General features: G+C 40.8%; 21 protein-coding genes, 1 pseudogene and 1 riboswitch. Of the genes and pseudogenes, 20 read left to right on the forward strand and 2 right to left on the reverse strand.

Annotation, left to right across the window (positions count from 1 at the left end):
• Positions 1-81 precede the first annotated feature (81 nt).
• The 6 genes from OMU_RS09415 (at position 82) to OMU_RS09440 (ending at position 7,304) form a co-directional block, all read left to right on the forward strand.
• Complete coding sequence (locus tag OMU_RS09415) at positions 82-948, forward strand: LysR family transcriptional regulator (protein ID WP_016179685.1); 867 nt, start codon at positions 82-84, stop codon at positions 946-948.
• Between the two features lie 82 nt (positions 949-1,030).
• On the forward strand, positions 1,031-1,732 hold the full coding sequence (locus OMU_RS09420; RefSeq protein WP_016179686.1) for a DUF975 family protein: 702 nt from the start codon (positions 1,031-1,033) through the stop codon (positions 1,730-1,732).
• Between the two features lie 481 nt (positions 1,733-2,213).
• Positions 2,214-2,383, forward strand: a riboswitch (M-box (ykoK) riboswitch).
• Between the two features lie 570 nt (positions 2,384-2,953).
• Positions 2,954-3,385: a GNAT family N-acetyltransferase gene (locus tag OMU_RS09425; protein WP_016179688.1), complete on the forward strand. Its 432-nt coding sequence runs from the start codon at positions 2,954-2,956 to the stop codon at positions 3,383-3,385.
• Positions 3,386-3,585: 200 nt separating this feature from the next.
• Positions 3,586-6,240, forward strand: coding sequence for a magnesium-translocating P-type ATPase (gene mgtA, locus OMU_RS09430; protein ID WP_034875640.1), 2,655 nt, complete (start codon positions 3,586-3,588; stop codon positions 6,238-6,240).
• Positions 6,241-6,335: 95 nt separating this feature from the next.
• Positions 6,336-6,692, forward strand: a complete 357-nt coding sequence (locus tag OMU_RS09435) for a VOC family protein (RefSeq protein WP_016179690.1) — start codon at positions 6,336-6,338, stop codon at positions 6,690-6,692.
• A gap of 102 nt (positions 6,693-6,794) precedes the next feature.
• Complete coding sequence (locus OMU_RS09440; RefSeq protein WP_016179691.1) at positions 6,795-7,304, forward strand: DNA-3-methyladenine glycosylase I; 510 nt, start codon at positions 6,795-6,797, stop codon at positions 7,302-7,304.
• Between the two features lie 104 nt (positions 7,305-7,408).
• On the opposite strand, the gene OMU_RS09445 is transcribed toward OMU_RS09440, so the two are convergent.
• Positions 7,409-8,182: a DeoR/GlpR family DNA-binding transcription regulator gene (locus tag OMU_RS09445; protein WP_016179692.1), complete on the reverse strand. Its 774-nt coding sequence runs from the start codon at positions 8,180-8,182 to the stop codon at positions 7,409-7,411.
• 351 nt (positions 8,183-8,533) lie between these two features.
• On the opposite strand from OMU_RS09445, the gene OMU_RS09450 reads away from it, so the two are divergent.
• The 12 genes from OMU_RS09450 (at position 8,534) to OMU_RS09505 (ending at position 24,320) form a co-directional block, all read left to right on the forward strand.
• Positions 8,534-9,607, forward strand: a complete 1,074-nt coding sequence (locus tag OMU_RS09450) for an alcohol dehydrogenase catalytic domain-containing protein (protein ID WP_016179693.1) — start codon at positions 8,534-8,536, stop codon at positions 9,605-9,607.
• Positions 9,608-9,638: 31 nt separating this feature from the next.
• Positions 9,639-10,073, forward strand: coding sequence for a PTS sugar transporter subunit IIA (locus tag OMU_RS09455; RefSeq protein WP_016179694.1), 435 nt, complete (start codon positions 9,639-9,641; stop codon positions 10,071-10,073).
• Positions 10,074-10,094: 21 nt separating this feature from the next.
• Entirely contained in the window at positions 10,095-10,568 is a 474-nt protein-coding gene (locus OMU_RS09460) for a PTS sugar transporter subunit IIB (protein ID WP_016179695.1), read from the forward strand.
• Positions 10,569-10,592: 24 nt separating this feature from the next.
• Positions 10,593-11,360, forward strand: a complete 768-nt coding sequence (locus OMU_RS09465; protein WP_016179696.1) for a PTS mannose/fructose/sorbose/N-acetylgalactosamine transporter subunit IIC — start codon at positions 10,593-10,595, stop codon at positions 11,358-11,360.
• On the forward strand, positions 11,360-12,217 hold the full coding sequence (locus OMU_RS09470) for a PTS system mannose/fructose/sorbose family transporter subunit IID (protein WP_016179697.1): 858 nt from the start codon (positions 11,360-11,362) through the stop codon (positions 12,215-12,217). Before OMU_RS09465 ends, OMU_RS09470 begins: the two co-directional genes overlap by 1 nt.
• A gap of 716 nt (positions 12,218-12,933) precedes the next feature.
• A complete protein-coding gene (locus tag OMU_RS09475; protein WP_016179698.1) occupies positions 12,934-17,466 on the forward strand; it encodes an MSCRAMM family protein in 4,533 nt (1,510 codons plus the stop codon).
• Positions 17,467-17,569: 103 nt separating this feature from the next.
• Complete coding sequence (locus OMU_RS09480) at positions 17,570-18,199, forward strand: CatA-like O-acetyltransferase (RefSeq protein WP_016179699.1); 630 nt, start codon at positions 17,570-17,572, stop codon at positions 18,197-18,199.
• Between the two features lie 43 nt (positions 18,200-18,242).
• Entirely contained in the window at positions 18,243-18,896 is a 654-nt protein-coding gene (locus OMU_RS09485) for an endonuclease III domain-containing protein (protein ID WP_016179700.1), read from the forward strand.
• A 113-nt stretch (positions 18,897-19,009) separates the two neighbouring features.
• Positions 19,010-19,762 carry a type I methionyl aminopeptidase gene (map, locus tag OMU_RS09490; RefSeq protein ID WP_016179701.1) on the forward strand — a complete coding sequence of 251 codons (753 nt, stop codon included), beginning with the start codon at positions 19,010-19,012 and terminating at the stop codon, positions 19,760-19,762.
• 227 nt (positions 19,763-19,989) lie between these two features.
• On the forward strand, positions 19,990-21,018 hold the full coding sequence (locus OMU_RS09495) for a hypothetical protein (protein ID WP_016179702.1): 1,029 nt from the start codon (positions 19,990-19,992) through the stop codon (positions 21,016-21,018).
• 288 nt (positions 21,019-21,306) lie between these two features.
• On the forward strand, positions 21,307-23,079 hold the full coding sequence (locus OMU_RS09500; protein WP_016179703.1) for an oleate hydratase: 1,773 nt from the start codon (positions 21,307-21,309) through the stop codon (positions 23,077-23,079).
• Between the two features lie 269 nt (positions 23,080-23,348).
• Positions 23,349-24,320 carry a diaminopimelate dehydrogenase gene (locus tag OMU_RS09505; protein ID WP_016179704.1) on the forward strand — a complete coding sequence of 324 codons (972 nt, stop codon included), beginning with the start codon at positions 23,349-23,351 and terminating at the stop codon, positions 24,318-24,320.
• 26 nt (positions 24,321-24,346) lie between these two features.
• Here the strand turns inward: OMU_RS09505 and OMU_RS24070 are convergent.
• Positions 24,347-24,478 (reverse strand): annotated as a pseudogene (locus OMU_RS24070) (GHKL domain-containing protein); the annotation flags it as partial.
• A gap of 124 nt (positions 24,479-24,602) precedes the next feature.
• Here OMU_RS24070 and msrA point away from each other — a divergent pair.
• Both msrA and OMU_RS09515 read left to right on the forward strand, forming a co-directional pair.
• Complete coding sequence (msrA, locus tag OMU_RS09510; protein WP_016179705.1) at positions 24,603-25,427, forward strand: peptide-methionine (S)-S-oxide reductase MsrA; 825 nt, start codon at positions 24,603-24,605, stop codon at positions 25,425-25,427.
• A 93-nt stretch (positions 25,428-25,520) separates the two neighbouring features.
• Entirely contained in the window at positions 25,521-26,183 is a 663-nt protein-coding gene (locus OMU_RS09515) for a TetR/AcrR family transcriptional regulator (RefSeq protein WP_016179706.1), read from the forward strand.
• Positions 26,184-26,258: the final 75 nt, after the last annotated feature.

Consider the following 26,258-nt stretch of genomic DNA (forward strand, 5'->3'; position numbering starts at 1 on the left):
GTATAAGGCTTGGTTTGGTATGTGTGAAATGATAGTATTGAGGTGTAGGTATGAATGCTATTCATGAGAGGAGGAAACCTTATGAACTATAAACAATGTGTGATATTTCGTGAGATCGCGAAAACGAATAATTTTACCAAAGCAGCAACGAACTTATTTTTGACGCAATCAGCTGTTTCTCATGCGATCAAAGATTTAGAAGAAGAAGCGGGCACGCAGCTTTTTGAACGGCTGCATCGCAGTGTGAAGCTCACTCCTGCGGGAGAATTGCTTTTGCGAGAGATTCAACCGATCATTGAGGAGTTCGAGTCTGTCGAAGCCCGCTTGCCTGACCTGGAGAAGCAACCACCGTTAAAAATCGCTTCCTGTATTACGTATGCTCAGACAGAGCTGCCTCAGCTATTACAACGATTTAGCGTGAATCACCCAGAGGCTCATTTTAACGTTCAGGTTTTTCCTGCTTCAGAATCGATTGCTCGTTTAGAAACTGGCGAGGTTGATCTTGCCTTTATTGAAGGCAAGGTCCAGCAAGCTTCCTTTCAAGCAAAAAAGATCGCAGATTATCGGTTGTGTGTAGTGGCGGCACCAGATTTCGCTGAAGAGCAGCTTAGTTTGCCAGAACTTTTGCAACGTCCGCTTTTATTGCGTGAAAGAGGTAGCGCTGTTCGTGAAGCCTTTGAATCCTTTGTTGTTTTACAGGGCTTCAAGCCTTTTCCGATTTGGGAAAGTGTCGATTCGCAGGCTTTGGTTTCAGCTGTTAAAGCAGGCTTTGGTTTATCGGTATTGCCGTACCGTCTAGTGAAGGAGGAGATTTTGCTAGGAAAACTGACCGAGGTCAAGATTACAGATTGGCAGCTGACCAATGACATTACTGCTCTGGTTCGTAAAAGTCGATATCAATCCCGGATATTGGCTGAATTTTGGAAAATGCTGCATCAAGTAAACTAATTTTGGACAAGTTTGTTTGAATGACTTTCTAAAATATTTACAGTATATTAAACTATTGAATAAAGAGAGGGGTTATTCAATTATGAAAACGACTGCTGAATTAAAGGCAGAAGCGAAGGATGCTTTGAGAGGTAAATGGGGACAAGCAGTTATTCTAAATCTGATTCCGACATTATTAACTGTAGCTGTGATGTTCTTTGTGGTATTATCGGGATTAATCTGGTTTTTCATTCATGGATCAAGTGACGGCGTGATTACTTCTGTTTCAGAGTATCAGCAAAATAATGCCAGCGGCGGTGGAACAAGTTTAGTTTCATCAATTATCAGCGCATTGTTTATGAGCGGAATCTCTTGGACGTATCTTGATTTGCTGAGAGGTGAGCGGACGCAGATCGAACCGATGAAGGACGCGTTTCGTGGATTTCAAGGTGCATTCCTCGGTGGTGTAGTTCTATTAGCACTATTTACGAATATTTTCACGACATTATGGACATTCCTATTCATTATTCCTGGGATCGTAAAAGCCTATGCGTATTCGCAAAGCTATTTTATCTATTATGATCAGCTTCAACAAACAGGGGAGAAACCGAAAGTGTTAGACACAATTACTGCCAGTCGCCACTTAATGATTGGCCACAAGGGCCGTTTGTTTTGGCTGGATCTAACGTTTATCGGCTGGTACCTGCTGACTGCTTTAACAGCGGGCATCGCCTATCTATGGGTAGCACCTTATATATCCGCTACTAAAGCTGCCTTCTATGAAGACTTGCAAAGAAATATTTAAAAAAAAGCAGGACTCAATCATATGATTGGGTCCTGCTTTTTTAAGCAAATCTTTTGTTGTTTTGAATCGCCAACAATTGTGGGAAAAGAACAGATTGATAATCGGCAATCCGTTGCTTATTTATAAGCTAATTTTATTCTATCATGAAGGAGATGTTCACTTTTTTTCTCGAATTTACCACTGCCTTGATCATTCGTCAATTCAATGTAAACACGAAAGATAAAATTTATTTTTCAGGGTTGCTATTCTTTTAGCTATACAAAAATCTTTTATAATTGATTAAAGTTCGCTTTTTCAAAAAATGAAATATTGTAAAATATTTGGAATTGAGTATTCAGTAAAAGCATACGAAAAGGTTAATTGCCAGGGATTATTAAATATAATACGTGTTTTTATAGAGTATTATTATATTTAACAACTTTTTAACTGATTATAGTTGACAATGTTCATTCATTTTGTTAAATTTTGAAAAGAAAAATAAAATATGATTTGTTAGGTGAGGCTCCTATACAAACACAGGCTACTGCCCAAAAATGTCGAGAGACGCCAATGGGTAGAACAGGAATTGTCGAATACAAGGCTTTTCTTAAGGTAGCTAAGATGTTTGTCTTTACGTTGTATAGTGCCAAAACTCAACGATTAGATCGATAAGAATATTTGTCTTTTTAAGATGGATTTGTTAAGGCCTTTCGCTGAGTTTTTTAGAGCGAAAGGCCTTTTTTGTCAGTCGTGCTTTTCGCAGTTTGACTTAGTGATGACAGCTCTAAAAGAAGTTTTTAATAATTTGGCTGAATGAGTTTAGCACGATGATATGCGTACGAGAATAAGATCATTTTTCGTGCTTTTCGAAAAATGAATTCCTAGATAGGAGCTAGCTGTCAGTCGTGCTTTTCGCAGTTTGACTTAGTGATGACAGCTCTAAAAGAAGTTTTTAATAATTTGGCTGAATGAGTTTAGCACGATGATATGCGTGGTAAAACTCAACTCATTTTTCTGCTTTTTTAGAAAAATGGATTCATTAAAATGAACTAGCTGCGAGTTCAACTTTCTGCAGTTTCACATCGCCGAGCTACTTGTTCTCGACGGCATGGCTTTCTTTCATGGAGCTAGTTCTCACCAACCGTCTATTTTATTTTCAATCAAAAACAAAGGAGGAATTATCATGGTAAAACAGTGTATATGCTAACGAGATGGAACAGTTTATTTTACCGGGAAGCCTTGATGCTTCGAAATCGGGTGTTGAAGGAAAGTGCGGGAAAGGCGTATTTGTTCGAGGCACCGATTGAAGAAAAGCAGGATATTCATTTGGTCGTGCGGCAAGGAGATGAAGTAGTGGGAACGTTGCTGCTGCATCCTGTATCAAACGCATTTGTTCAGATCAAGCAGGTTGCGATCGAACCGCAGACTCAAGGAAAGAGTCTTGGGAAGAATTTGATGATCTATGCAGAAGAGATTGCGGAAAGATTAGGCTTTTCGACTATTTTCTTAACAGGCAGAAAGCAGGCCTGGGGCTTTTATGAAAAGCTGGCTTACCAAGAGCTGCCGTATGAATATCAAGAAGACCAATTGATTTTGAAAATTTTTAAGAAAGAAATTCGACAACCATTGAGTCGAATAACCACAAAGGAGATGAAAACAAATGGACGACAGTAGTTCGCGAAGAATGGGTTTATGGATGATAGAGGAACGGGGCATTGGCAAATTATTCTTGTCTATTTGTTTTTAGCCCCTTCATCTCTCCGTGAGCCCACAATAGGAGGCGCAAAAAAATGAAAACATTCGGAAATATTCTTTTATACCTAATGATTGGGATAGGATTATGGCGAATTTTTTTTGGAGAGAAGGAAAGAACAGTGGAAAAAGTAACGAAAAATAACCAAAAGGTTAATTATGATTTATTTGCTAGAAAAACAGTGGCGAATGTTTTTGAGACCTTTCATACATCAAAAAAGGGGTTATCAGAAAAACAAGCCAGCATTGCTAGAGAGCGATACGGGGATAACAAGATCTCTTATGGCAAAAAGACGCCTTTCATTTTGGAGGTGCTAAAAGCGTATATCACACCCTTTACCTTGGTATTAATTGGTCTTGGATTAACCTCGATTACGACAGATGTATTAATGGCGGCTCCGGCAGACCGCGATTATTTTGGCAGTGCTATTATTTTTACGATGGTTATTATTAGCGGAACAATGACCTTGATCCAATCAGTTCGTTCGAATCATGCTGCTGAAAAGTTGAAATCTTTAGTAAAAGTCACAGCGACTGTTCGTCGGAAAAATCAATTCCTTGAGCTTCCCATCGAGGAAATTGTCTGTGGAGATGTCGTTAAATTATCTGCCGGTGATATGATTCCAGCGGATGTCCGGTTAACAGTCACAAAAGATTTATTTGTTTCTCAATCGGCTTTGACTGGGGAAAGCTATCCAGTTGAAAAAAGAGCGGAGAGTCAAATTGAAGCCCAAGATTCTGAGACAAGTTACGAAAATATGGTCTTTATGGGAAGCAATGTCATTAGCGGGAGTGCGGAAGGAGTTGTAATCGCAACGGGGAATCGAACGTTGTTTGGCGATGTGGCAAAATCCTTGAGTACCAAGCCTGACTTGACAAATTTTGAATTGGGAATCAAGAAAACTTCGTTCATTTTTATCAAATTTATGGCGATCATGGCACCAACGGTCATCGTGATTAATGGGCTGACTAAGGGGGATTGGATGGAGGCTTTTCTGTTCGGTTTATCTGTGGCTGTAGGATTGACACCTGAAATGCTGCCGATGATCGTAACCACCAATCTGGTCAAGGGTGCCTCAAGAATGGCGAAAAAGGGAACGGTTATTAAAAATATCAATTCGATTCAAAATTTCGGCGCTGTTGATGTGCTTTGTACGGATAAGACTGGAACGTTGACTCAGGATAAAATCATCTTGGAATATCATTTAGATTGTGATGGGAAGGAAAATTCACGGGTTTTACGTCACGCTTATTTAAACAGCTATTATCAAACTGGATTGAAAAATTTGATGGATGTCGCGATTATTGATGCTGCGAAGAATGAATTGGATACGACTAAAATCAATTATCAAAAGGTCGATGAGATTCCATTTGATTTTGACCGTCGCCGTATGAGTGTGGTTGTAGCGGACAATGATGGCAAGACTCAAATGATCACAAAAGGCGCAATCGAGGAAATGCTGCGAATCTCGAGCTTCGTTGATTTTAAGGGGAAGGTCATACCATTAACAGAAAAAGCAAAACAAGAGGTTTTAGAAAAAGTAAAAGAACTAAACAGCGATGGCTTGCGGGTATTAGGGGTGGCACAAAAAACCAATCCAAGTGTCGTCGGCGAATTCTCGGTATCGGATGAGTCGGAGATGGTCCTAATTGGTTACCTGGCCTTTTTAGATCCGCCAAAGGAAACCACGAAGCAAGCTTTAGAAACACTGAAGAAACATGGCGTGGGAGTCAAGGTGCTGACAGGCGACAATGCGCTGGTTACGAAATCTGTCTGCAAACAAGTTGGTTTGGAATCAGAAGAATTAGTTACAGGTGAACAAATCGCCAATCTAAACGAAGTACAATTAGCTGACATCGTAGAAAAATACAATGTCTTTGTCAAACTGAATCCTCAGCAAAAGCAACGTATCACCCACGCATTAAAGAAAAATGGACATACCGTCGGCTTCTTAGGAGACGGCATCAATGACGCTCCTGCGATGAAGGCCGCCGATGTTGGAATTTCCGTGGATACCGCTGTTGATATTGCGAAGGAATCTGCAGACGTGATCTTACTGGAAAAGGATTTGATGGTCTTGGAACGGGGAATCGTTTCAGGCAGAGAAACCTTTGGCAATATTATGAAATATATCAAAGCAACTGCCAGCTCGAACTTCGGTAACATGTTCTCTGTCTTAATTGCTAGTACGTTCCTGCCCTTCTTGCCAATGCTGCCATTGCAACTGCTATTTTTGAATATGATCTACGATATTTCTTGTATTTCGATTCCGTGGGATCATATGGACAAAGAGTATTTGGATGAACCAAAAAGTTGGATCTCGGCCAATATTGGCAAGTTTATGCTTTGGATTGGACCAACTAGTTCAGTTTTTGATATCACGACTTATCTATTAATGTACTTTGTCATTTGCCCAGCAATGCTAGGCGGCAGCTACCACACCTTGAGTCCAGCACAACAGGCGACCTTTATTGCGATTTTCCATGCCGGCTGGTTTGTGGAATCACTTTGGACGCAAACGATGGTGCTGCATGCGTTGCGGACTCCGAAAGTGCCGTTTTTGCAAAGTCGGGCCTCATTCAGTATGATTGCTATTACCACTTTAGGAATCGCTGTAGGAACAATCGTGCCGTTCACTAATTTTGGCAGAAACTTAGGGATGCTGCCATTGCCAGGAAACTATTGGTTATGGTTGTTTGTCACAATGGTTCTTTACTTGGCTTTAGTGACTGTAGTTAAACGGATTTATATCCGTCGTTACGGTGAACTATTGTAAGCATCCGTGTCCTTATTCCTCAATAATTCGACTTGGTAGGCGCTTTCTTTTCAGTTATACTTAAAGCTAACAATGGTAAAAGGAAGGTGCAGTACATGATTGATCATTTAAGTATTGGTGTCAGCGATTTGGAAAAGAGTAAGGTGTTTTATAAGGAAGCTTTGGAACCATTAGGCTATCAGGTAAAATTCGAGATGGACCATGGTGTTTGTTTTGGGGCAGAGGGAGGAGATATATGGATCGTCAAAAGCGAACCAAGCAAGATCCATTTGGCGTTTAGCGCATCTGATCGTACAACGGTCGATCGCTTTTATGAAGCAGCGATGAGGGCCGGCGGAGCAGATAATGGAGCGCCGGGTGTACGACCTCATTATCACGAGAATTATTACGGTGCCTTTGTCTTTGATCCCGATGGATACAATATTGAGGCTGTTTGCCACAAAGAAATGTAGTGAAAATGCTGGCTGAAGGGTCAGCATTTTTGTTGCTTTTTACTGTTTATCAGGAATGTTAAGTGTGCTGAATTAAAGTGAACTAAAAATGGAGGTGAGGTAGTGAGTAAATCTCAATGGTACAGTGATCGGTGGGGCGAGCCGACACATGATGATCGGATGCTGTTTTTATTGTTAACTGTGGGCGTTTTTCAAGCAGGATTAAGCTGGCAGGCAGCAGCAAGTAAACGGGAAGTCTTCGAAAGAAATTTTTGTGGAATGGATTTTCGCAAAGTGGCGGCTTTTTTTCCTGAAGATATTGAACAGATTGCCAAAGATCCGGAAATGATCCAGAATCGGCGAAAAATTAAAGCAGTCGTCCAAAATGCGCGAGCTATCGTGCTGCTGTTAAACGACTATGATAGTTTTGCTGACTATTTATGGGATTTCGTAGGTGGGGTGCCAGTCCTCCATGAGTACGAGACGGCAGAGGAAGTTCCGAATACATTGCCTGAAGCAACGGTGATCGCCAAAGATATGAAGAAAAGAGGATTTACCTTTGTGGGTCCAATCGTTACTTGCATGTTTCTGAAAGCAGCAGGGATTATGCAGGATCGGGTGTGGGATAGTTAGAATTGGATACTAACAGCTTGATGAGTAGAAAAAGCAAAGAATGAGGAAATATACTCCTCAATTCTTTGCTTTTTTTGTTATAGACGCCAATTTTTGTAAGGAAGCTAAATACTTTCGATACGGATGATTCCGTTTTTATACATTTCATCAATTAGTTTCTTATCTGTCTGGTTATCTGTAATGAGTAAGTCGATTTGATCAATCGGAAGAAACGTATACAGCGCTCGTCGGCCGATTTTTGTGTGATCGGTAACGACAATTTTTTTTGCAGCAGCGTCAATCATATTTTTTTTGGTGGCGATCAATAATTCATTGAAATGGGTTAAGCCCTTTTCAACATTAAGTGCAGGCGTAGCAATAAAGGCCTTATCGACACTTAATTGCTGCAGGGATTCATTAGCAATTTGTCCGTTGAGCATATAGCTGTCGTGGAAAAGTGTCCCTCCAGTGACGATGGTGGTGATTCCTCGATTGGACCGTAAAACAGAAGCGATATTGACATCATTGGTGATAATCGTAATGTCTTGCAACTGCGGCATTTCATTGAGGGTTTTTGCGATTTGCAGGGTGGTGGTACCAGAATCTAAAATAATTGCTTCGCCGCTTTTTATATAATTTGTCGCATATTTTCCGATTTTTGTTTTTTCCAGCATATTTTCAGTTGCCCGATCTTCAAAATCTGGCTCATCCTGTTTGATACTTGCAGGAACCACTCCGCCATGGATCCTAACAACAAGTCCCTGTGACTCCAATTCATCTAAATCTCGCCGAATCGTTGTTTCATGAACCTGAAAAATCTCTGACAATTGGGCAACAGAAATAAATTGTTTATTTTCAATAGCTTCTAGCAGCTTTATTCTCCGCTCTCCTGTTAGCATGTTTCTTCATCCTCTCGCTTTCCCAGTGAAAATCCCCACCGTTGAAAGACTTTCTCACTTCTCAGTCTAGGGAAAATAATAGAAGGTGTCAATACATACAGATGAAAAGCGCGCATCAACGAGCGTATTCGAGTGAGACTGCAACTAAATAGATTTAAGACCTCACAATTTAAAATCAATTTTTTTGTTTTTTTATATCCAATCAAATGATTCATTTGTAGCTGTTTTACTAATAGCGCTCTGATATTTTTAAAATAAAGCGTTTACAGAGCTGTATTCTGATGCTATACTCGTAAACGAGCGATAAAGAGTTTATACGAGCGCTCATAAACGAGTGATAGGAGAGGAAGAATGAAACAAATGCTTGAATCAAAAGTTTTTAGTTTGGTGGAACCTGGTGTGATTGAGGAGGTGAACAAGACGAGAAGTCTTCCTGAAAATTGGGTGGCTGTTGAGCCGACCTATGCGAGTATTTGCCATGCGGATTTAAGATATTTTGCAGGGTTGCGAAGACCTGAGGCTTTAGCTAAAAAGTTGCCGATGGCTTTGCTGCATGAAGGGATCGCAGTGGTCAAGGAAAGCCGTTCAGAAAAATTTTCAAAAGGGGATCGAGTAGTCGTTGTTCCCAATATACCGGGACAAATCTTGCATCCTGAGATTGATCAGAAACCCGATATTCCTGTGAATTACTCAAAGGGAAATGCCTTTTTAGGAAGCGGCTATGATGGTATGGCCCAAAGCTGCTTGGTTCATCCAGAAGAATGTCTGGTGCTTATCCCTGATGAAATTCCCAATGAAATCGCGGTTTTAGCGGAGCTTTCGTCTGTTTCTCATCATGCTCTCAGTCACGTGCAGGAGAAGCTGAAAAAGTCAGATACTCGTGTAGCCCTTTTTGGTGATGGACCTGTGGGATACTTCACCGCTGTTATGCTGAAATATCTGTACGGCGTGACTGCTGAACGCTTTGTTGTCTTTGGTGCAGCGGATGATAAGTTGGCGCATTTCGATTTTGCTCGAAGAGAGAATGTACTGTCTTATGATTTTAAGCATTCTAAAGAAAAGTTTGATGTACTGATCGAATGCACAGGCGGAAAATTTAGTCAAAGTGCTTTGAACCAAGCAATTGATATTGCAGATTCGTTGGCGGATATCATTTTTATGGGTGTGACTGAAGAGCTGGTCCCAATTGATACACGAGACATTTTGGAAAAAGGGATTACCGCTCATGGCAGCAGTCGATCGTCAACGGCGGACTTTGAAGCAGTTGTTGAAGGCATGAAAAATCCAGACTATCGACGTGCGTTGAGTAAAATATTGCCGGAGAAAATTGTTGAGATTTCAACAGGAGAAGATTTTAGAAGAGTGATGGAGCAATTTGTCGAAAATCCAGGCTGGAATAAAACAGTTATGCATTTCAATTGGTAAGTGCGACGGGCTAAATGAATGAGGTGAGAATATGACAGGAATAGTAATTGTAACGCATGGCGAGATGGCGACAGGTCTGATGGACAGCTTGAGCCTTATCATGGGGGAGCAGGAAGATTATCAAACGCTTGGATTAAAGCATGGGGATGACATTGGCGAATTCGGAGAGAAGATTCAAACGGCTATTTGCGAACTGGACACAGGTGATGGGGTATTGGTTTTCGTCGATTTATTCTCTGCAAGTCCCTATAACCAAGCAGCTATGTCCTTCAACAAATTGAAGGAGCATCACTATCGATTAATTTCAGGGGTGAATCTTCCCATGATTGTCGAAGCCTTTAATCAGCGAATGATTGGAGCGGATTTAGAAACAATGTATCAAGCCGCAATGACCGCGGGAAAAGACGGAATCAAAGAGTTTTTGGAAGAAATGGCAAAGCTGGAAAAAATACGTACAGATAAATAATAGAAATGGAGTGGAGTACAAATGGGTGAAATCGTATTAGCACGAATCGATGATCGCTTGATTCACGGACAAGTAATGACGGCCTGGCTGCAGTTTACTGGAGGAAATCATATTGTCATTGTGGATGACGCGACAGCAGGAGATGAGTTTACCAAATCGATCATGTCGATGGCGGTGCCGAATGGGATTAAATTATCGATTTTGGGAGTGGCAGATGGAGCGAAACTTTTGGCGAATATTCCTGACGGACACAAGATCATTGTGTTGGCGAAGGAGCCTCAAACGTATTGGCAGCTGATTGAAAAGGGCGTGACCTTCGATGAAATTATTATCGGTGGGATGGGAGCACGGAAAGATCGTAAAACCTTCCATAAAAATATTTCGGCTTCGGAGGAAGAAAAGGAGACCTTTAGAAAGATCGTCGCCCAAAATGTCAAAATGAAAATCCATGTGATTCCAGATCAGGGTTCACAAGCAATTGAAGGATTGCTATAAAAAAATGGTGAAGGAAGTGGAGAAATGAAAATTAGTCTAATCCAAGCAATTTTAATCGGGGTCGTTTATTATCTTGGAATCAATGGCACGCCGTGGCTTTCATTAGTGGGAACGCATGGCTGGATGCGTCCGCTGGTCAATGGAACTGTAGTCGGATTGATTTTAGGTGATCCGGTTCAGGGGTGTATCATCGGAGCGGCTATCAATCTGCCGTATTTAGCTTTTATTTCAGCTGGCGGAACGGTGGCGATGGACCCAGCGCTTGCGGGGACTCTTGGAACCGCTTTAGCGATGGCGGCTAAGGTTGAACCGGCTGTTGCTGTGACCTTGGCTGTACCGATCGGACTGCTGGGGACCTTGATTTGGGTCGCTCATATGACCGTTGATATTACTTTTGTGCATATGGCAGATAAGGCTGCAGAAGAAGGAAAAATTGACCGCATTAATTGGCTGCATATCGTACCACCGCAATTATTTTTACTTTTGATTACTGTCGTGCCGGTTGCCTTAGCCGCTTATTTAGGAGCAGATGCAGTTGAGGGGATCGTGGATGCTTTAAGCGGACGTCCGCTAGATGTTCTTTCGGCGATTGGCGGTATACTGCCAGCTCTGGGGATTGCCATGAACCTGCGTGCGATGAATGGTAAAGGAACTTTATTATTTTTCACTTTCGGCTTTATGCTAGCAATCTACTCCGGACTGCCTTCTGTACCGATCGCTGTTTTTGCAGGAATCATCGGCTATGTCTTTACGGAGTTGTATTTGAAAGATAAAAATGGAGGGCTGACATAATGGAGCAGACAGCATTCGAAGCTAAAGAAAAGCTATTAACAAAAAAAGATGTAGTTAAAGCCTTTTGGCGTTGGACATTTTTCTCGCATGCAAATTACAACTATGAGCGGTTACAGGCAACTGGAGTTGTTCATGCCTTTAGTCCGATTTTGAAAAAGCTGTATGGCAAAGATGAAGACGAAATGAAATCAGCACTAGAGCGTCACATGCAGTTTTTTAATACCGAGCCATCTTTTGGCGGTCCGATTTTAGCCATGACGATTGCGATGGAAGAAGAACGAGCATTGGGAGCAGACATTAATGATCAAACGATCAATGGATTGAAAACAGGATTAATGGGTCCCTTAGCGGGGATTGGCGATACCTTATGGCAAGGAACCTTGATACCAATTCTGCTCTCCTTTACGCTGCCATTTGGTGCGAAGGGAAATATTTTTATGGGACCTGTCCTATTCTTTGCCCTCCATTGGATCATTATGACTGTCATTGCCTACTTCTTATGGATTCAAGGCTATGAGCAAGGAAAAGAAGGCATCCAGAAGATGATGGCAGGCGGACGCCTTTCCTATATCATGACCTTCTCGCAAACATTGGGGGCGATCGTGATCGGTTCGCTGGCAGCCAATTTTGTTAAAATCGCCACCCCATTAAGTATACATTTGAGCGGGAAAGAAAATCTGTCGATTCAAACCGATGTGCTAGATGCATTGGTCAAAGGCATCTTGCCGTTGGGTGTGACTTTGTTGACCTATTATTTATTGAAGCATAAAAAATATACCCCGACAAAGGTATTAGTTATTCAAATTGTGGGCGGTGCGATTTTAGCCGCGATTGGTTTGATTGTGAACTCAATATAAGTGAATCAACGACGTCAACTAAAAACAAGGGAAACTTTGTTTTTAGTTGACGTCGTTTTTGCTTTATTTAAGAAGAATAAAAGCATATTTAACACGAGAAAAAGCAGTATTTCATGTAATTAAAAATTTTTGATGGCAGAGCTTCTGCAATTGACGTGTATCTGAGAATCGCGAATTCTAGCGGGTGTGATTTCATTCGAGGGTTTTGATGGATTAAGTTAGGAATCATTGATATTACGAAGATTGGTTTATTAAATCTGATGAAAATAGCCTTTGAAGCAACTGTAAACATGAATACTTTTTGAATAGTCATTAATGTTGAAAAAAAGTGACAAACATACGAACGAACAAGAAAGAAATTGTCATGTTCATACTGGTAAAAAAAGTGAAAATTGAAGGGCAGGGAAGTTAGACCCAAAGAGTCTTTTTGACCGAGTATTTTTAATGTAAGAGAGAGGTTGGTCTGATACCAGTATTTTTTATTTTGTAAATAACTAAAATAGAAATAGTTTAATTTTAAGATAGATTAAATAATTTAAATTTACAAATTAAAAATCTCTTCGAGTATTGTATTTATATTTAGGGTGTTTTATAATTTATTAACTGATAGCGATTATTTTTGACTTATTTCTATAATGAAATAAATCGTAAGTAAATTATAGTAGTCACTATTAACGCTTACAGCTATTAAAAAATCATGAAAGGTGTTAGTGGTTATGAGAAACAAATTAGTTGTATTTGGGTTGATTGTACTGTTAGTTTTACAAACCCTAAGTCCTGCTTTTGCTTATGCGCAAGGCACCACTGAATCAACGACGAATTCAACAGAGCAAAAGGAGACGGTAGCTTCTTCAACAAAGCCATCCGCTGCAACGTCAGCACCATCGTCTTCATCAAATAATGAAGATAAAACTGCTGAAAAAAGCAGTTCGACGGATTCAGTTGAAGCGAGTAAAGCAACAGCAGAATCAGAAAGTAAAGAGCAGCCGAAGAAACAAGCTCGTGCAGCAATTACTGATAATATTTTCAGTTCAGTAAAAATGTACAAAATTAATGGAGATGAAGTTCAGCCGAATGATACCCTACCGAACATGACTGGGATAAAGCTGGCGTTACAATTCTCTTTTACAAACAAGAATTATCAAACAGGAGATACCTTCACAACACAGCTTCCTGCACAGGTAGCGATTGCTAAAGATCTATCCGGCAGCTTTAGTCCAATGACTTCAGCCGAATGGTCGATAAACGCAGCTACTAAAGAATTAACAATTACTTTCTTAGAAGATAACGTATCTTCAGAGGTTTATGATTTAACATTGGTAACCTCACTTGAGAAAGTAACAGGTATTGATGAGGAAAATCAAAAAATCGTTTTTGATACCGCGCCGACACCAACAAGCTTTTCAATAGAAATGACTTCAAGTGTTGATCCAGGAAAAAATAGTATGGCATTGACAATGGATACGTTGAATCCTAAGAAAGCTGATTTAACGTCAGTATTCAACTTGGATCGAACAGACAACACTGACCGGATGTATCGAATCGAAGCGTACAACAATAACAGTAAAATTAGTTTTGATTCCGTCAAAGTATACGCTAGTGATGTTGACTTTAATGGTACCTTGGTCGGCAGTAAAACCTTATTGACCAAGGACGTTGATTATGAAATCGTCTATAAGAATGCCGGGACGACTCGCGCGACAGCAGAAATTCAATTGAAAAATTCCATTGGGAAAAAGGCGATAATTGCTGAATCAGTTGTTTCTGGGATTGATGGAAAGAATTACGTGGATGAATCTGTTACAGGTAATGAGTACAACTATTTCTATGCGTATTCATATACTTACGAGAATGGCAGCCAATTAAATTCTTCCTCTACGTCTAAAACGTTTGTGACTTTGCAACCTTTGGAAGCGAAAGGGAAAATCAATCAAGAAACTGGCGCCATCGATTGGGAGATTAAGTATAATTTTAACGAGCAGCATCTAACAAGTGCTTCACAGCTGCTTACAGATTTAACTGATCAAGGTGTGGAGTTCGTTGCTGGTTCAATCAGTATTGAAAAGGTTGGCTTTAATTATACTAGCGGCAACAACTATGAGGTGGTTTCCCAAGGTGACGGCGCCGGTGATTTTACAGTTTCGACTGATAACTCAGGCTCGTTAGCCTTTACGCCTAAGAGTAATACGACTCAGGCATATGTAATCAAATACTCCACCAAAATTACTGATCCGACTGAACGGATTATTAAAAATAAGGTGACTAATGGAACGGTCACGAAGGAAGCACAAGTGAGTCTTATTCCGAATCTGTTATCAAAAGAAGCGGGAACGATCGATATTTTCAATCGGACGATGGAGTGGAATATCACCGTCAACGCTGAGAAATATACGATGAAAAGGCCTGTCGTTCATGATTACTTTATTGGCGCGGTCAAGGATTATACTGGACTTACGATCAATAAAAAGATTTCTGACACCGAATCTGTTCCATTAGTGGAAAATGTTGACTACAAAATAACTCGATTTGATGAGAATGGTTCGCCAGTCGGGGCACAGCCGAATGTCAATGGCGCACCAGATGATTTTAACGGTGGTGTGCGAATCGACTTCCTTGGTGATTACAATGAATTAAAGGATACACTGGTCATTACAATCAAAACTAAGATTGAAACATCCGATCAGAGAACAGAAATCAAAAACAAGGCAACGCTAAATTATGGTGATACTCCAGGAGTTATCGAGTATGAGGCCAAAGGAACCTTTGTCGATCCTTATTACACAGGCGGAGCAAAATTAGCTCAAAATGCTAGTACGACGGGGAACTATTTGTATCAAAATTGGCTGGTCTTTCTAAATTCCACTGGGGCAAAATTCAATTTAACGAAAATGGAAGACAGCTTGCCTGCTGGCACAGAGCTGGTTCCAGGATCTCTGCGTTTTGAAGAGGTCACAAGCCAGTCAATGATTGATAATATGTCACGCTATTTAACGAATGATTATAACTTGGTTCAAGAAGGTTCAGATGTTTATCCAACGAAGATTGATACTGAGAATAATCAAATTAATTTGGAGTTTGGCAATTTGGGTGCTAAGCGTGTATATGTGAAGTACCGGACACGGATCAAGCGAGATTGGTATGTTTATAGTCGTTTGGATAATGTGGCGAAAGTCACCTATGACGCGAAGGCGCCAGCCGAATATAAAGCCAGTCTGTATGCATACAATTATGAATATGCGCTGCTAAAATCTGTAGCAAAAGATCCATCAAAAGAAAACGTAGCGAATTGGACCGTTACCACGAGAAATATTTCAGCAGATCTACCCGTTCAAGATCCTGTGATTACAGATACCTTGACACCAGGTACAACTAACGCGGCCTATGATCCAACGTCCTTTGTGGTTACCGATACAGCTACTAATGAGAAAATCAGTACAGATCATTATAGCTTGTCGATTACAGGGAATACATTCAAAATTACTTTTTCTGATTACAAAGCCGAGAGTAATATTCAAGTGAAATACAATACGGTCAGTGAATTCCCAGGGGGAGTCAGGAACCTTTCGCAGGTAAGCTCTACCAGCTATGGTGCGTTGAGCACTTCCTACCGACAAGCGAATGCATCCGTGAATTTAAGCTTTACTAGCGGTAGCGGAACTGGGGTAGTGAAGACCGCCGATCTATCCGTCTTGAAGGTAAATGAGAAGGACGAGCCTTTGGCAGGTGCAACCTTTGAAATCCTTAAAGAAGACGGAACAGAAACAGGCCTTAAAGCCGATACCGACGATACTGGTGAGGTAACCTTTACGGGATTACCGTTAGGCAACTACCTATTGAAGGAAAGCAAGGCACCAAATGGGTATGAAATCAATCCTGATTACGAAACCGGCAAAGCAATCACTTTAGTCGAAGATATGGACACGATAAAAGTTGTCAATAAAGAAACCATTCCAAACAGTATCGAACTTACTAAAACAGATAGTCAAACAGATGAGCCTTTAGCTGGAGCGAAATTCAAACTTGAAAAGGCTGATGGTGAATTAGTCAGTGAGGATCATGAAACAGACGCAAATGGACAGTTTAAGGTGACTGGTCTGCCGAAAGGTGACTATCAATTTGTGGAAACGGCAGCACCTGCAGGCTATCAAAAAGATGACACTCCCGTTAAGTTCTCAATCACTGAACGCCAAGGGCAAGTCGTCAATCTTAAGAAAACTAATACGTTAGCACCAGGAGCAGTACGATTGACCAAAATCGATGATCAATCGGAGGAAACATTGAAAGGTGCGATTTTCCGATTACAGGATAGTGACGGAGAGATTCTAAAAGCCGACTTGGCTACCGATGAGGATGGAATTTTAGAAGTAAAAGATTTAGCGCCTGGTGATTATCAATTTGTCGAAACACAAGCACCGACTGGCTATGAAAAAGATGATACAGCAATTGAGTTCACTATTACAAAAGCTCAAGCTAAAGCTGCTGAAGTTGAAAAAACCAATACAAAATCACCAGCGGAGCCAGGTACAGTCACATTGACTAAAACAGATGCGAAAACAGGAAAAGCTTTACCTGATGCGGTCTTTGAATTGCAGGACAGCAAAGGAAAAGCAATAAAAACAGATGTTGAGTTAGTGACAGACATATCTGGCAAGCTTAAGTTTAAACTTGGGACGATGGCTCCGGGAACCTATCAATTGGTGGAAACCGAAGCCCCAACAGGCTATGAAAAAGATGCGACGCCGGTGAAATTTACGATTAAAGATCAAAGCGACACAATCGAGCTAACAAAGACCAACAAAGCGATTAGTGGTGTCATTTTAGAAAAAGTTGATGGTGCCACCAACCAGCCTTTAGCTGGCGCAGAATTCATTTTACAAACACAAGCAGGAAAAACAATTGAGACTGATGAAAAAATGATCACGGATGGTAACGGCCGTTTAGCGGTAAAAGGCTTAGATCCCGGTGATTACCAGTTGGTTGAAACCAAAGCACCTGCAGGCTATAAATTGGATTCAAAACCAGTAACCTTCCAATTAACAGCGAAGAAGCAGTTGGTTACAGTCAGAAAAGAAAATGTGAAGGCGAGCGGAAAAGCTGGCAATACAGTATCTACTTCTACTAGCTATGTCCGACGCAACCATACGTACCTGCCTAAAACAGGCGAACAAAGATCAACTATTTTGATAATCGCTGGTATTATCATAGTGTTAGTTGCAGGTGGCGTAATCTACTTCAAACGTAAAAAATAATTTTTGAATAAATCCGGTTAGCTAAGCTGCTAGCCGGATTTGTTTTGTCCTTCGTTTCATTGTATTTTATAGATACTAGAAAACATATGAGGACGGTGTCAAGATGGGAAATCAGTTTGTACGGATAGATGAAAAGAATTGGAAACGAGCGATGCATTGTCAGGTATTTAGAAATAGTGTGGAACCGGCTTTTTGCGTGACCTTTGAGCTGGATATCACCAACTTTCTAAACAAGATTCGTGAGAAAAAATATTCCTTCACTTTTGCGCTGGTCTATAGTGTTTCAGTTTGTGCCAATCAAATTGAAGAATTTCGCTATCGTTTCTTGGATGGAGATGTGGTTCTTTATGATCGAATCGACACCGCTTTTACTTACCTTAATCAAGACACCGAATTGTTCAAAGTCGTGAATGTGCCATTAACAGAAAACCTTGAAGAGTACATCGTCTTTGCTGCTAAAACGGCAGAAGAACAGCAGGCGTATTTCACCGGTCCTTTAGGCAATGATGTCTATCAATTTTCGCCGATGCCGTGGGTGAGCTATACCCATATTTCACACACCAATGCTGGTAAAAAGGATAATGCTACGCCGTTATTCGATTGGGGAAAATATTTCCAGCGTGACGGTCGCACGTTGTTGCCATTCTCTGTTCAAGTACATCATTCCTTTGTTGATGGTCTGCATGTTGGTAAACTGGCGGATACTTTACAAGCATATTTGGATGCTTTCTAATATAATGGACAGCAAATCAAATAATTGTTGGTGAGGAAGAACAATGATCACGAATATTGAAGAATTGTATGAAGCATTTAGTCAAGTCATGACGCATAAACGCTGGTGGGACACGGATAATAAATGGGAAATCCTATTAGGTGCAGTCTTGGTTCAGAACACTAATTGGAAAAATGTAGACTATGCACTGGAAAATTTATATCACACGACTCAATTTTTGCCAGAAAAAGTTTTGGCTTTAGAAAAGATCCAGCTACAGGATTTGATTCGGCCAAGTGGCTTTTATAAAGGGAAATCAAATACGATCATCGGGTTATTGACTTGGTTAGAAGGGTATCAATTTGACTTATCAATGGTTGCAGAGAAAGATTTTTCTGTGCTACGCAAGGAATTGTTGGCAATCAAGGGAATCGGTGATGAAACAGCCGATGCTTTATTGGTGTATGTCTTTGATCAGTCGACGTTTATCGCGGATAAATACGCACAGCGGATGTTTGAAAAATTCGGTTTTATCTCTACTGGCTATAAACAATTGAAGAGAAAGATTATTTGGCCCGACGTAATGGACACACTAAAAGCACAAAATCTACATGGCTGGATCATTCAATACGGACAGATGTATTTAAAAAATGACGAGATTTGGCAAAGCGGACCGCTGAAAAATTTTAAGCTCAAGTTAAGCGCGACCAATGCTTAACAAGTCATAAAGTCTCTAAGCTTTCTTTTAAAAGCCTTTCGTGGTATAACATGCTGTATGTTTTAGTTGTTAAAAAAGTAACCATTAATAATGAATAAGGGGCAATGAAATAAATGGTCACATTAAAATCAAAACGAGAAATCGACCAGATGAAAGAATCGGGCGCGATTTTAGCAGGGATTCATGAGCAATTACGGGAGATCATCAAACCAGGGATCACCACAAAAGAAATTGATCAATTTGTTCAAGAAAAAATCGAGGCGGCCGGAGCGACAGCTGCCCAAATTGGTTTTGAAGGCTATGAATTTGCTACATGTACCAGTGTGAATGATGAAATTTGTCATGGGTTTCCATCGAGTTATCGGCTGAAATCGGGCGATGTCCTGAAGGTGGATTTTTGTGTGGATTATCATGGTGCCATCTCAGATAGCTGCTGGACCTACGCAGTCGGTGAGATTGCACCAGAGCATCAAGCGTTAATGGATGTGACGAAAGAAGCGTTGATGATTGGAATCGCTCAGGCACAAGTGGGAAATCGAGTGGGAGATATCGGTCATGCCATTCAAACTTATGCAGAAGGGAAAGGTTATGGTGTGGTACAAGATTTTCTAGCTCATGGCATTGGCCCAACGATTCATGAAGAGCCTTTCTTTCCGCATTTTGGTACAGCTGGCAAGGGTACACGCCTTAAGGAAGGAATGACCATTACAATCGAGCCGATGATTACTACCGGAACCTGGGAAGCGGGCATTGATGGCAATGGCTGGACTGCCCGTACGTTAGATGGTAGTTTTTGCGCACAATATGAGCATTCCATCGCGATTACTAAAGAAGGTCCCGTTATCATGACAGAACAAGGGGTATAATTTTGAAAAGGAGGATTCGTGAGGGCGAGTTCTCTTTTTTGTTATTTAGATAATTTAAATGTTTTAATTTTTAGAACTTTGTTACTGAAAATGTTGCTATGAATTCAAATTTTTTAGTCAAAATTAAAATTAAAGGTATTTCGCTTTCCTATTTACAACACGCTTTTCGTTGTTATATTATATGATTGTTGATTAATGAAAGCGCTATAAATATGGAGGGGTAGACAATGAATGTGGCAAAACTAGCTGAGAGACAGTTATTTCTAATGAAAGCTGAGAATTTGGAGAAACGAGTACGCGCCTACTATGCTCAAACACAGGATGTGGATTCCTTGATTGAGTACGGAGTCGCGATTCTTGTGCGGAGCTTTTTCTGCATGGGAAGCTTTGCGGAGCTGATCCAAGACTTGATTCAAGAGGTTTATTTTACAGTTGAACCAACTGCTGTCATGCGCCAATATTTGCCCTATTTTGAAGACTATTTCACCGAAAACGAATGGCAAACAATAGTAAATCGCCTATTTGGCAATCATACAACCTACCTTGCGCAAACGGAAGAGGCGCGTGTAAATAAAGGCTATTTAGAACAAACTGGGACACTCGATAATCGGATTGAGGGTCTTGTTTATCGTGTAGAAGCCGTTTTTGAAGATACTATTGGGAAAAAACACAAGTTGACGATTCGTGATACCGACTCCACTTTTAGTGAATCGCAAACGATTCAAGTGTTGAATATATTGACGACCTTGAGTATTTTTGACACAGCTGATGTGCGGAAATACGAAACCTATGTGAGTTATCAAACACCGGGAAAAATCATTGCGACATCTCATAATTCCCGTCAAAAAACCAAACCAACAGCGAAGGAACCGGAAACCATCGCTGCTCAACAAGACGCTCAACAATCAGAAAAAGCTCCGAAAAAAATGGTAGCTGCTGCAAAAACGCGGTCATCTGCAGCTCCAGCATCTGCAGGGTCTGAAAAAGAGTCGAATAAGCCCGCAAGTAACAGTACGGCCACAAAGGAAAAACAATCCAGTCCTGCCAATCCGCCGAAAAATACCAACAGCCCATCACCGAATGTCGAGGCGAAGAAAAAAGCCAATGAACTGCTGCAGCAACCAGATATGTCCTATAAACGTGTCAGCAAAAATGAAGAACAGATTCAGGCCAACGGAAATAGTAAAAAGATGAAGAACAAAATAAATAATGCGCTGGGGCGGAGTAAGAACCGGAAAAGGAACAAAAGGAAATAGCGATCTTGTTTAGACAAGAATGTTTATTTGGCGAGCCCCAATAAAAGAAAGCTTTCAATTGCTTTTATGAGCGACGGACAAATATGAGTCACGTGGCTTATTTGGCGTGTCCAAATTAATTAAACGAGATTAAGTGAAGCGTGAAATGTCGGAGAAGGAGTCTGACGTTTCTTTTTTTTAGACAAATCAGCCAAATAGTCTAACTTTATGAATACAAGGAAGCGTCTCGTTTTCAATTATTTTTGGCTATTGGTAAGCTGAGTTTATCAAGTTGAAGGGGGAAACATCATGAGATATACGAATGGGAATTATGAAGCATTTGCTAGACCAAGAAAACCGGCAGGCGTGGACGACAAGAGTGCCTATATCGTCGGAGCAGGTCTGGCAGGCTTAGCTGCAGCTGTTTTTTTAATTCGGGATGGTCAAATGAAAGGCGAACACATCCATATTTTTGAAGAACTTTCCTTATCTGGCGGTTCATTAGATGGAAAATTTATTCCTCATGACGGCTTTGTAACTCGTGGCGGACGAGAAATGGAAAATCACTTTGAATGCTTGTGGGATTTATTCCGCTCAGTGCCTTCATTGGAAGTAGAGGATGCTTCGGTTTTAGATGAGTTCTATTGGTTGGATCATGATGATCCGAATTCATCAAATTGCCGGATCATCTACAATCGTGGAGAACGTGCGGAGGATGATGGTGATTTTACATTGTCGAAAAAAGCACAAAAAGAATTGGTTGAGCTTTTCATGACTTCAGAAGATCAACTGATTGGTAAGAAAATCGAAGACGTTTTTGGAGAAGAATTTTTTGCATCGAACTTCTGGTTGTACTGGTGTTCAATGTTTGCTTTTGAAAAATGGCATTCAGCGATTGAAATGCGCCGCTACGTGATGCGTTTCATTCACCATATTAAGGGCTTGCCAGATTTTACAGCATTGAAATTTACTCGCTACAATCAATATGAATCGTTAGTGAAACCATTATTGGCCTTCTTAAATGACCATGGAGTAGATTTCCAATATGAAACGAAAATTAATAATATTGAAGTCGAAGCTACTCCTGATAAAAAAGTAGCGAAAAAGATTCTGTTGACACGTTCAGATAAAGCTGAAGAGATCGACTTAACAGAAAATGATTTGGTTTTCGTTACGAACGGATCAATCACGGAGAGCTCTACAGAAGGCAATCATCATACCCCAGCACCGATTACTCATGAATTAGGCGGCAGCTGGAATCTTTGGAAAAACTTGGCAAAACAATCGAATGAATTTGGTCACCCTGAAGTTTTTTGTGACAACCTGCCAGATGAAAGCTGGTTTGTTTCTGCCACAGTGACTTGGGAAAACTTTGATATTGAACCGTATATTTCACGCTTAACTCAACGTAAATTGCGAACTGGGAAAGTGGTAACAGGCGGAATCATTACCATCAAGGATTCGAATTGGCTGATGAGCTTTGCGACACACCGTCAACCACATTTCAAAGAGCAAAGTGATCAACAAACGGTGACTTGGGTCTATGGTTTATTATCTAATACGCCTGGAAATTACATCAAAAAACCTATCGAACAATGCAGCGGGCAAGAGATCGTTCAAGAACTGATGTATCATTTAGGGGTTCCAGAAGAAGACATCAAGAAATTCTCTGAAGAATCATGCGTGGTAACACCAGTTTATATGCCGTTTATCACCTCGTATTTTATGTTGCGAGAACCTGGTGATCGTCCATTAGTCATTCCAAATGGCTCAGAGAACCTTGCCTTCATCGGCAACTTTGCTGAAACCGAACGTGATACTGTCTTTACGACAGAGTATTCAGTTCGAACAGCGATGGAAGCTGTTTACACATTCTTAGACATCGAACGGGGCGTGCCAGAAGTATTCGCCTCGGCCTATGATCTTCGGACGTTAGCCAATTCAGTCTATTATTTAAGTGATCGTAAGAAGCTTTCGGAAATGGATCTGCCATTTGTTGAGAAAAAAGTGTTGGAGCATTTTGTGAAGAAAGTGGAGCATACCTATATTGGCGATGTGTTAAAGGACAATCATTTACTGTAGGAGAAACATCCTAAGCTTAACGACCGAATCATCAGTGTTCAGCGTCAAGAAAAAAGAAAAGTCCAAAAATTTCCTTTTCAAATTTTTGTTGGTTTTCGGTTTATTTTCGCAGATGTCGTTTATGAATCGATGTATATTCGTGAAAAGGAGCTGATCTAAAAGTCTTTTAGACCTTTGGATCAGCTCCTCCTGTTTGTTATGAGATTTTTTCTAATGTTGCTGCTTGATTTATAGTATAATTCTAATAAATACATTGAGGGGGACAACGAATGATCAAAGTAGCAATTGTTGGATATGGAAATTTAGGGCGCGGAGTGGAACGGGCATTAAAGCAAAATGCGGACATGGAATTAGTTGGTGTTTTTACAAGAAGAAATCCCGAAACCGTTCAGACGGATGGCGCACCAGCCTTTGGACTAGATGAGTTAGACGCACAGAAGGGAACCATTGATGTGTGTATTTTGTGTGGTGGATCAGCAACGGATTTACCTGTCCAAACACCGGCGATCACGAAAAACTTTAATACGATCGATAGTTTTGATACTCACGCGAAGATTCCTGAGCACTTTACGAATGTCGATAAGGAAGCGAAGGAACATCAAACTGTTTCGATTATTTCCACCGGTTGGGACCCCGGCTTGTTTAGCTTGAATCGTCTATACGCGCAAAGTATTTTGCCAGAAGGAGAGACCTATACTTTTTGGGGCAAAGGTGTGAGTCAAGGACATTCGGATGCCTTGAGAAGAATTGTAGGGGTTGCGGATGCGATCCAATACACGATTCCTAAAAGCGAAGTGATCGAGAAGCTAAAAGCTGGCGAGAAAATGGAATTGACGACTCGTGACAAACATTTACGAGAATGCTTTGTTGTTTTAGAGGCAGGAGCAGACGCTGAGGCGATCAAGAAAGAGATCGTTACGATGCCCAATTATTTCGATGAATATGATACGATCGTTCATTTTATTTCAGCCGAAGAATTGAAACGTGATCATCATGCGATGCCTCACGGCGGTACGGTGCTGCGTACAGGTACAACTCATAAAGAAACGAAACAAGTGATTGAGTACAATCTGCAATTAGAAAGCAATCCTGAATTTACTGCCAGCGTACTGGTCGCATATGCCAGAGCATGCGCTCGCTTGGCAAGTGAAAAACAATTCGGCGCCTTTACGGTATTAGACATTGCACCGAAATACTTGTCACCGATTGATGATGCAATATTGAGAAAAGATTTACTATAAGCAGTATTAAAGCGAAGTGATCCCTACTAGGCTAGGTCACTTCGCTTTTTTAAATGTTGCTGATTAGAGAATTGCTTCTCATCATAGTTGATATTCAAGGTTCCATTGTAGCTTTCTACGATAGAACGGACAGACTGCAATCCGATTCCATGAGCCTGTAGTTTTACTTTGGTTCAGAAGAAACGAGTGCCAGAAGGTGGGTTATCCAATCCAACTATTCGATTATTCTGCTTTTTTGTGGTAAATTTCAGGCACTAAAGCAACCAGATAGAGGTGGACGTCATGCGATTAACCCAAGAAGAAGTTCTAGAAAAAATCTATAATCTGATCTTAAATCCCAATACGCGCGAATGGGAACGGTATTTGTTAACGACAGCCAAAGATGGTTTAGAAGCTGATACAAGCTTCAAAGAGCAAGTTGCGAAGCTGGAAGCCGATTTGCGCCCGTTAGCTCTTCGGAATAATCTGACTCCAGACGTGACGGATTTTTATCAGGAGCTCACAGGGGAGGATTCCATTGGAATAAAAGTGGAAAAGCATGAAATTGACGATCCCGCCTTTCAAGAACGAGCGATTTTTGCGGGGGGCTGTTTCTGGTGTATGGTGGAGCCTTTCGAGACACATCCGGGCATCGTCTCAGTATTATCCGGATATACTGGAGGAACGACAGAGCATCCCAGCTATGACCAAGTCAGCCGTGGCTACACTGGTCATGTCGAAGCGGTCGAGATTATTTTCGACACGCGAATCGTCAGCTATCAAGAGCTGATGGAACTTTATTGGCAAATCATTGATCCCACCGATGCGTTTGGGCAATTTCAAGATCGAGGCGTTCAATATCGTCCGATTATTTTTACCTTGAATGAAGAACAACGTGAAATTGCTGAGAAAAAGAAACTGACAGTGATCGAGTCAGGTGCTTATAAGAAACCGATCATTGTTGAAATAGAAGCAGCCCGCACATTTTGGCCGGCGGAAAATTACCATCAAGAATTCTATAAGAAGCAGCCGAAACGCTACAAGGCCATCAAACGTGCGCGTCAGCAATTCCTGACCTATCAGCATTTAAAGGGAAAATTACGAACCGGATTCCTGCGAAGTAAATAAAACAAAAGAAATTTTTTTAAAGTGTTGACATTCGGCTAGGAAGGGATTATATTATATACATACCAACCGAATGTATGAAAAGGAGATACCAAGATGGCTCGGAATAAATACCCAGAAGAAACAGTAAATAAAATTTTGGATGTTTCGATGCAACTATTTTTAGAAAAAGGCTATGAACATACGTCAATCCAAGATATCGTCAATCATCTCGGCGGTTTATCAAAAGGAGCGATTTACCACCATTTCAAATCAAAGGAAGATATCCTCGATGGCGTGATGAATAAGCTTTATCAAAATAATGACAACGAGTTAGATCACCTGCGGCTGCTTGAGAAAGATTCAAGTATGACCGGATTGCAAAAGCTGCAGGCGCTGTTTACGACAGCGTTAGAAAGTCCCCGCCAGGATGACATGTTTCAAATGGCACCTGACTTTCTAAAAAATCCCCAGATGCTGGCGATGCAAATCGAGGGAATCTATACCGAATCGGTGCCGCACTTTGTTCAGCCGATCATTGAAGAAGGAATCGCGGATGGCTCGATCAAGACCGATTATCCTAAAGAACTGGCGGAGATGATTCTGTTATTGATAAATATCTGGTTGATTCCATTGGTTCATGATGAAGATCCAAGTAGTGTAACCAACCGCTTTGCCCTCTTTCAAGAAATGATGGGTAAAATGGGCATTGAGATTTTTGATAAGGATGCAGTCAAGCGGCTTGAGAAATTTCGCAAGATGTACAATCAAAAAAATTAATTTCTGCCTTCTAGGCAGTTTTATTTAAAAGTTATACATACCGTCGTTCGGTATTTATATAATGAATATTACTTC

It is taken from the genome of Enterococcus avium ATCC 14025, assembly GCF_000406965.1.
Taxonomy (GTDB): domain Bacteria; phylum Bacillota; class Bacilli; order Lactobacillales; family Enterococcaceae; genus Enterococcus_A; species Enterococcus_A avium.

Coding starts and splice junctions, on each gene's coding strand:
- OMU_RS09415 (WP_016179685.1), top strand. CDS start 82: ATGAACTATAAACAATGTGTGATATTTCGTGAGATCGCGAAAACGAAT.
- OMU_RS09485 (WP_016179700.1), top strand. CDS start 18,243: ATGATCACGAATATTGAAGAATTGTATGAAGCATTTAGTCAAGTCATG.
- OMU_RS09495 (WP_016179702.1), top strand. CDS start 19,990: ATGAATGTGGCAAAACTAGCTGAGAGACAGTTATTTCTAATGAAAGCT.
- OMU_RS09425 (WP_016179688.1), top strand. CDS start 2,954: ATGCTTCGAAATCGGGTGTTGAAGGAAAGTGCGGGAAAGGCGTATTTG.
- OMU_RS09505 (WP_016179704.1), top strand. CDS start 23,349: ATGATCAAAGTAGCAATTGTTGGATATGGAAATTTAGGGCGCGGAGTG.
- OMU_RS09480 (WP_016179699.1), top strand. CDS start 17,570: ATGGGAAATCAGTTTGTACGGATAGATGAAAAGAATTGGAAACGAGCG.
- map (WP_016179701.1), top strand. CDS start 19,010: ATGGTCACATTAAAATCAAAACGAGAAATCGACCAGATGAAAGAATCG.
- OMU_RS09475 (WP_016179698.1), top strand. CDS start 12,934: ATGAGAAACAAATTAGTTGTATTTGGGTTGATTGTACTGTTAGTTTTA.
- OMU_RS09500 (WP_016179703.1), top strand. CDS start 21,307: ATGAGATATACGAATGGGAATTATGAAGCATTTGCTAGACCAAGAAAA.
- OMU_RS09460 (WP_016179695.1), top strand. CDS start 10,095: ATGGGTGAAATCGTATTAGCACGAATCGATGATCGCTTGATTCACGGA.
- OMU_RS09455 (WP_016179694.1), top strand. CDS start 9,639: ATGACAGGAATAGTAATTGTAACGCATGGCGAGATGGCGACAGGTCTG.
- OMU_RS09450 (WP_016179693.1), top strand. CDS start 8,534: ATGAAACAAATGCTTGAATCAAAAGTTTTTAGTTTGGTGGAACCTGGT.
- OMU_RS09470 (WP_016179697.1), top strand. CDS start 11,360: ATGGAGCAGACAGCATTCGAAGCTAAAGAAAAGCTATTAACAAAAAAA.
- OMU_RS09420 (WP_016179686.1), top strand. CDS start 1,031: ATGAAAACGACTGCTGAATTAAAGGCAGAAGCGAAGGATGCTTTGAGA.
- OMU_RS09465 (WP_016179696.1), top strand. CDS start 10,593: ATGAAAATTAGTCTAATCCAAGCAATTTTAATCGGGGTCGTTTATTAT.
- msrA (WP_016179705.1), top strand. CDS start 24,603: ATGCGATTAACCCAAGAAGAAGTTCTAGAAAAAATCTATAATCTGATC.
- OMU_RS09445 (WP_016179692.1), bottom strand. CDS start 8,182: ATGCTAACAGGAGAGCGGAGAATAAAGCTGCTAGAAGCTATTGAAAAT.
- OMU_RS09515 (WP_016179706.1), top strand. CDS start 25,521: ATGGCTCGGAATAAATACCCAGAAGAAACAGTAAATAAAATTTTGGAT.
- OMU_RS09435 (WP_016179690.1), top strand. CDS start 6,336: ATGATTGATCATTTAAGTATTGGTGTCAGCGATTTGGAAAAGAGTAAG.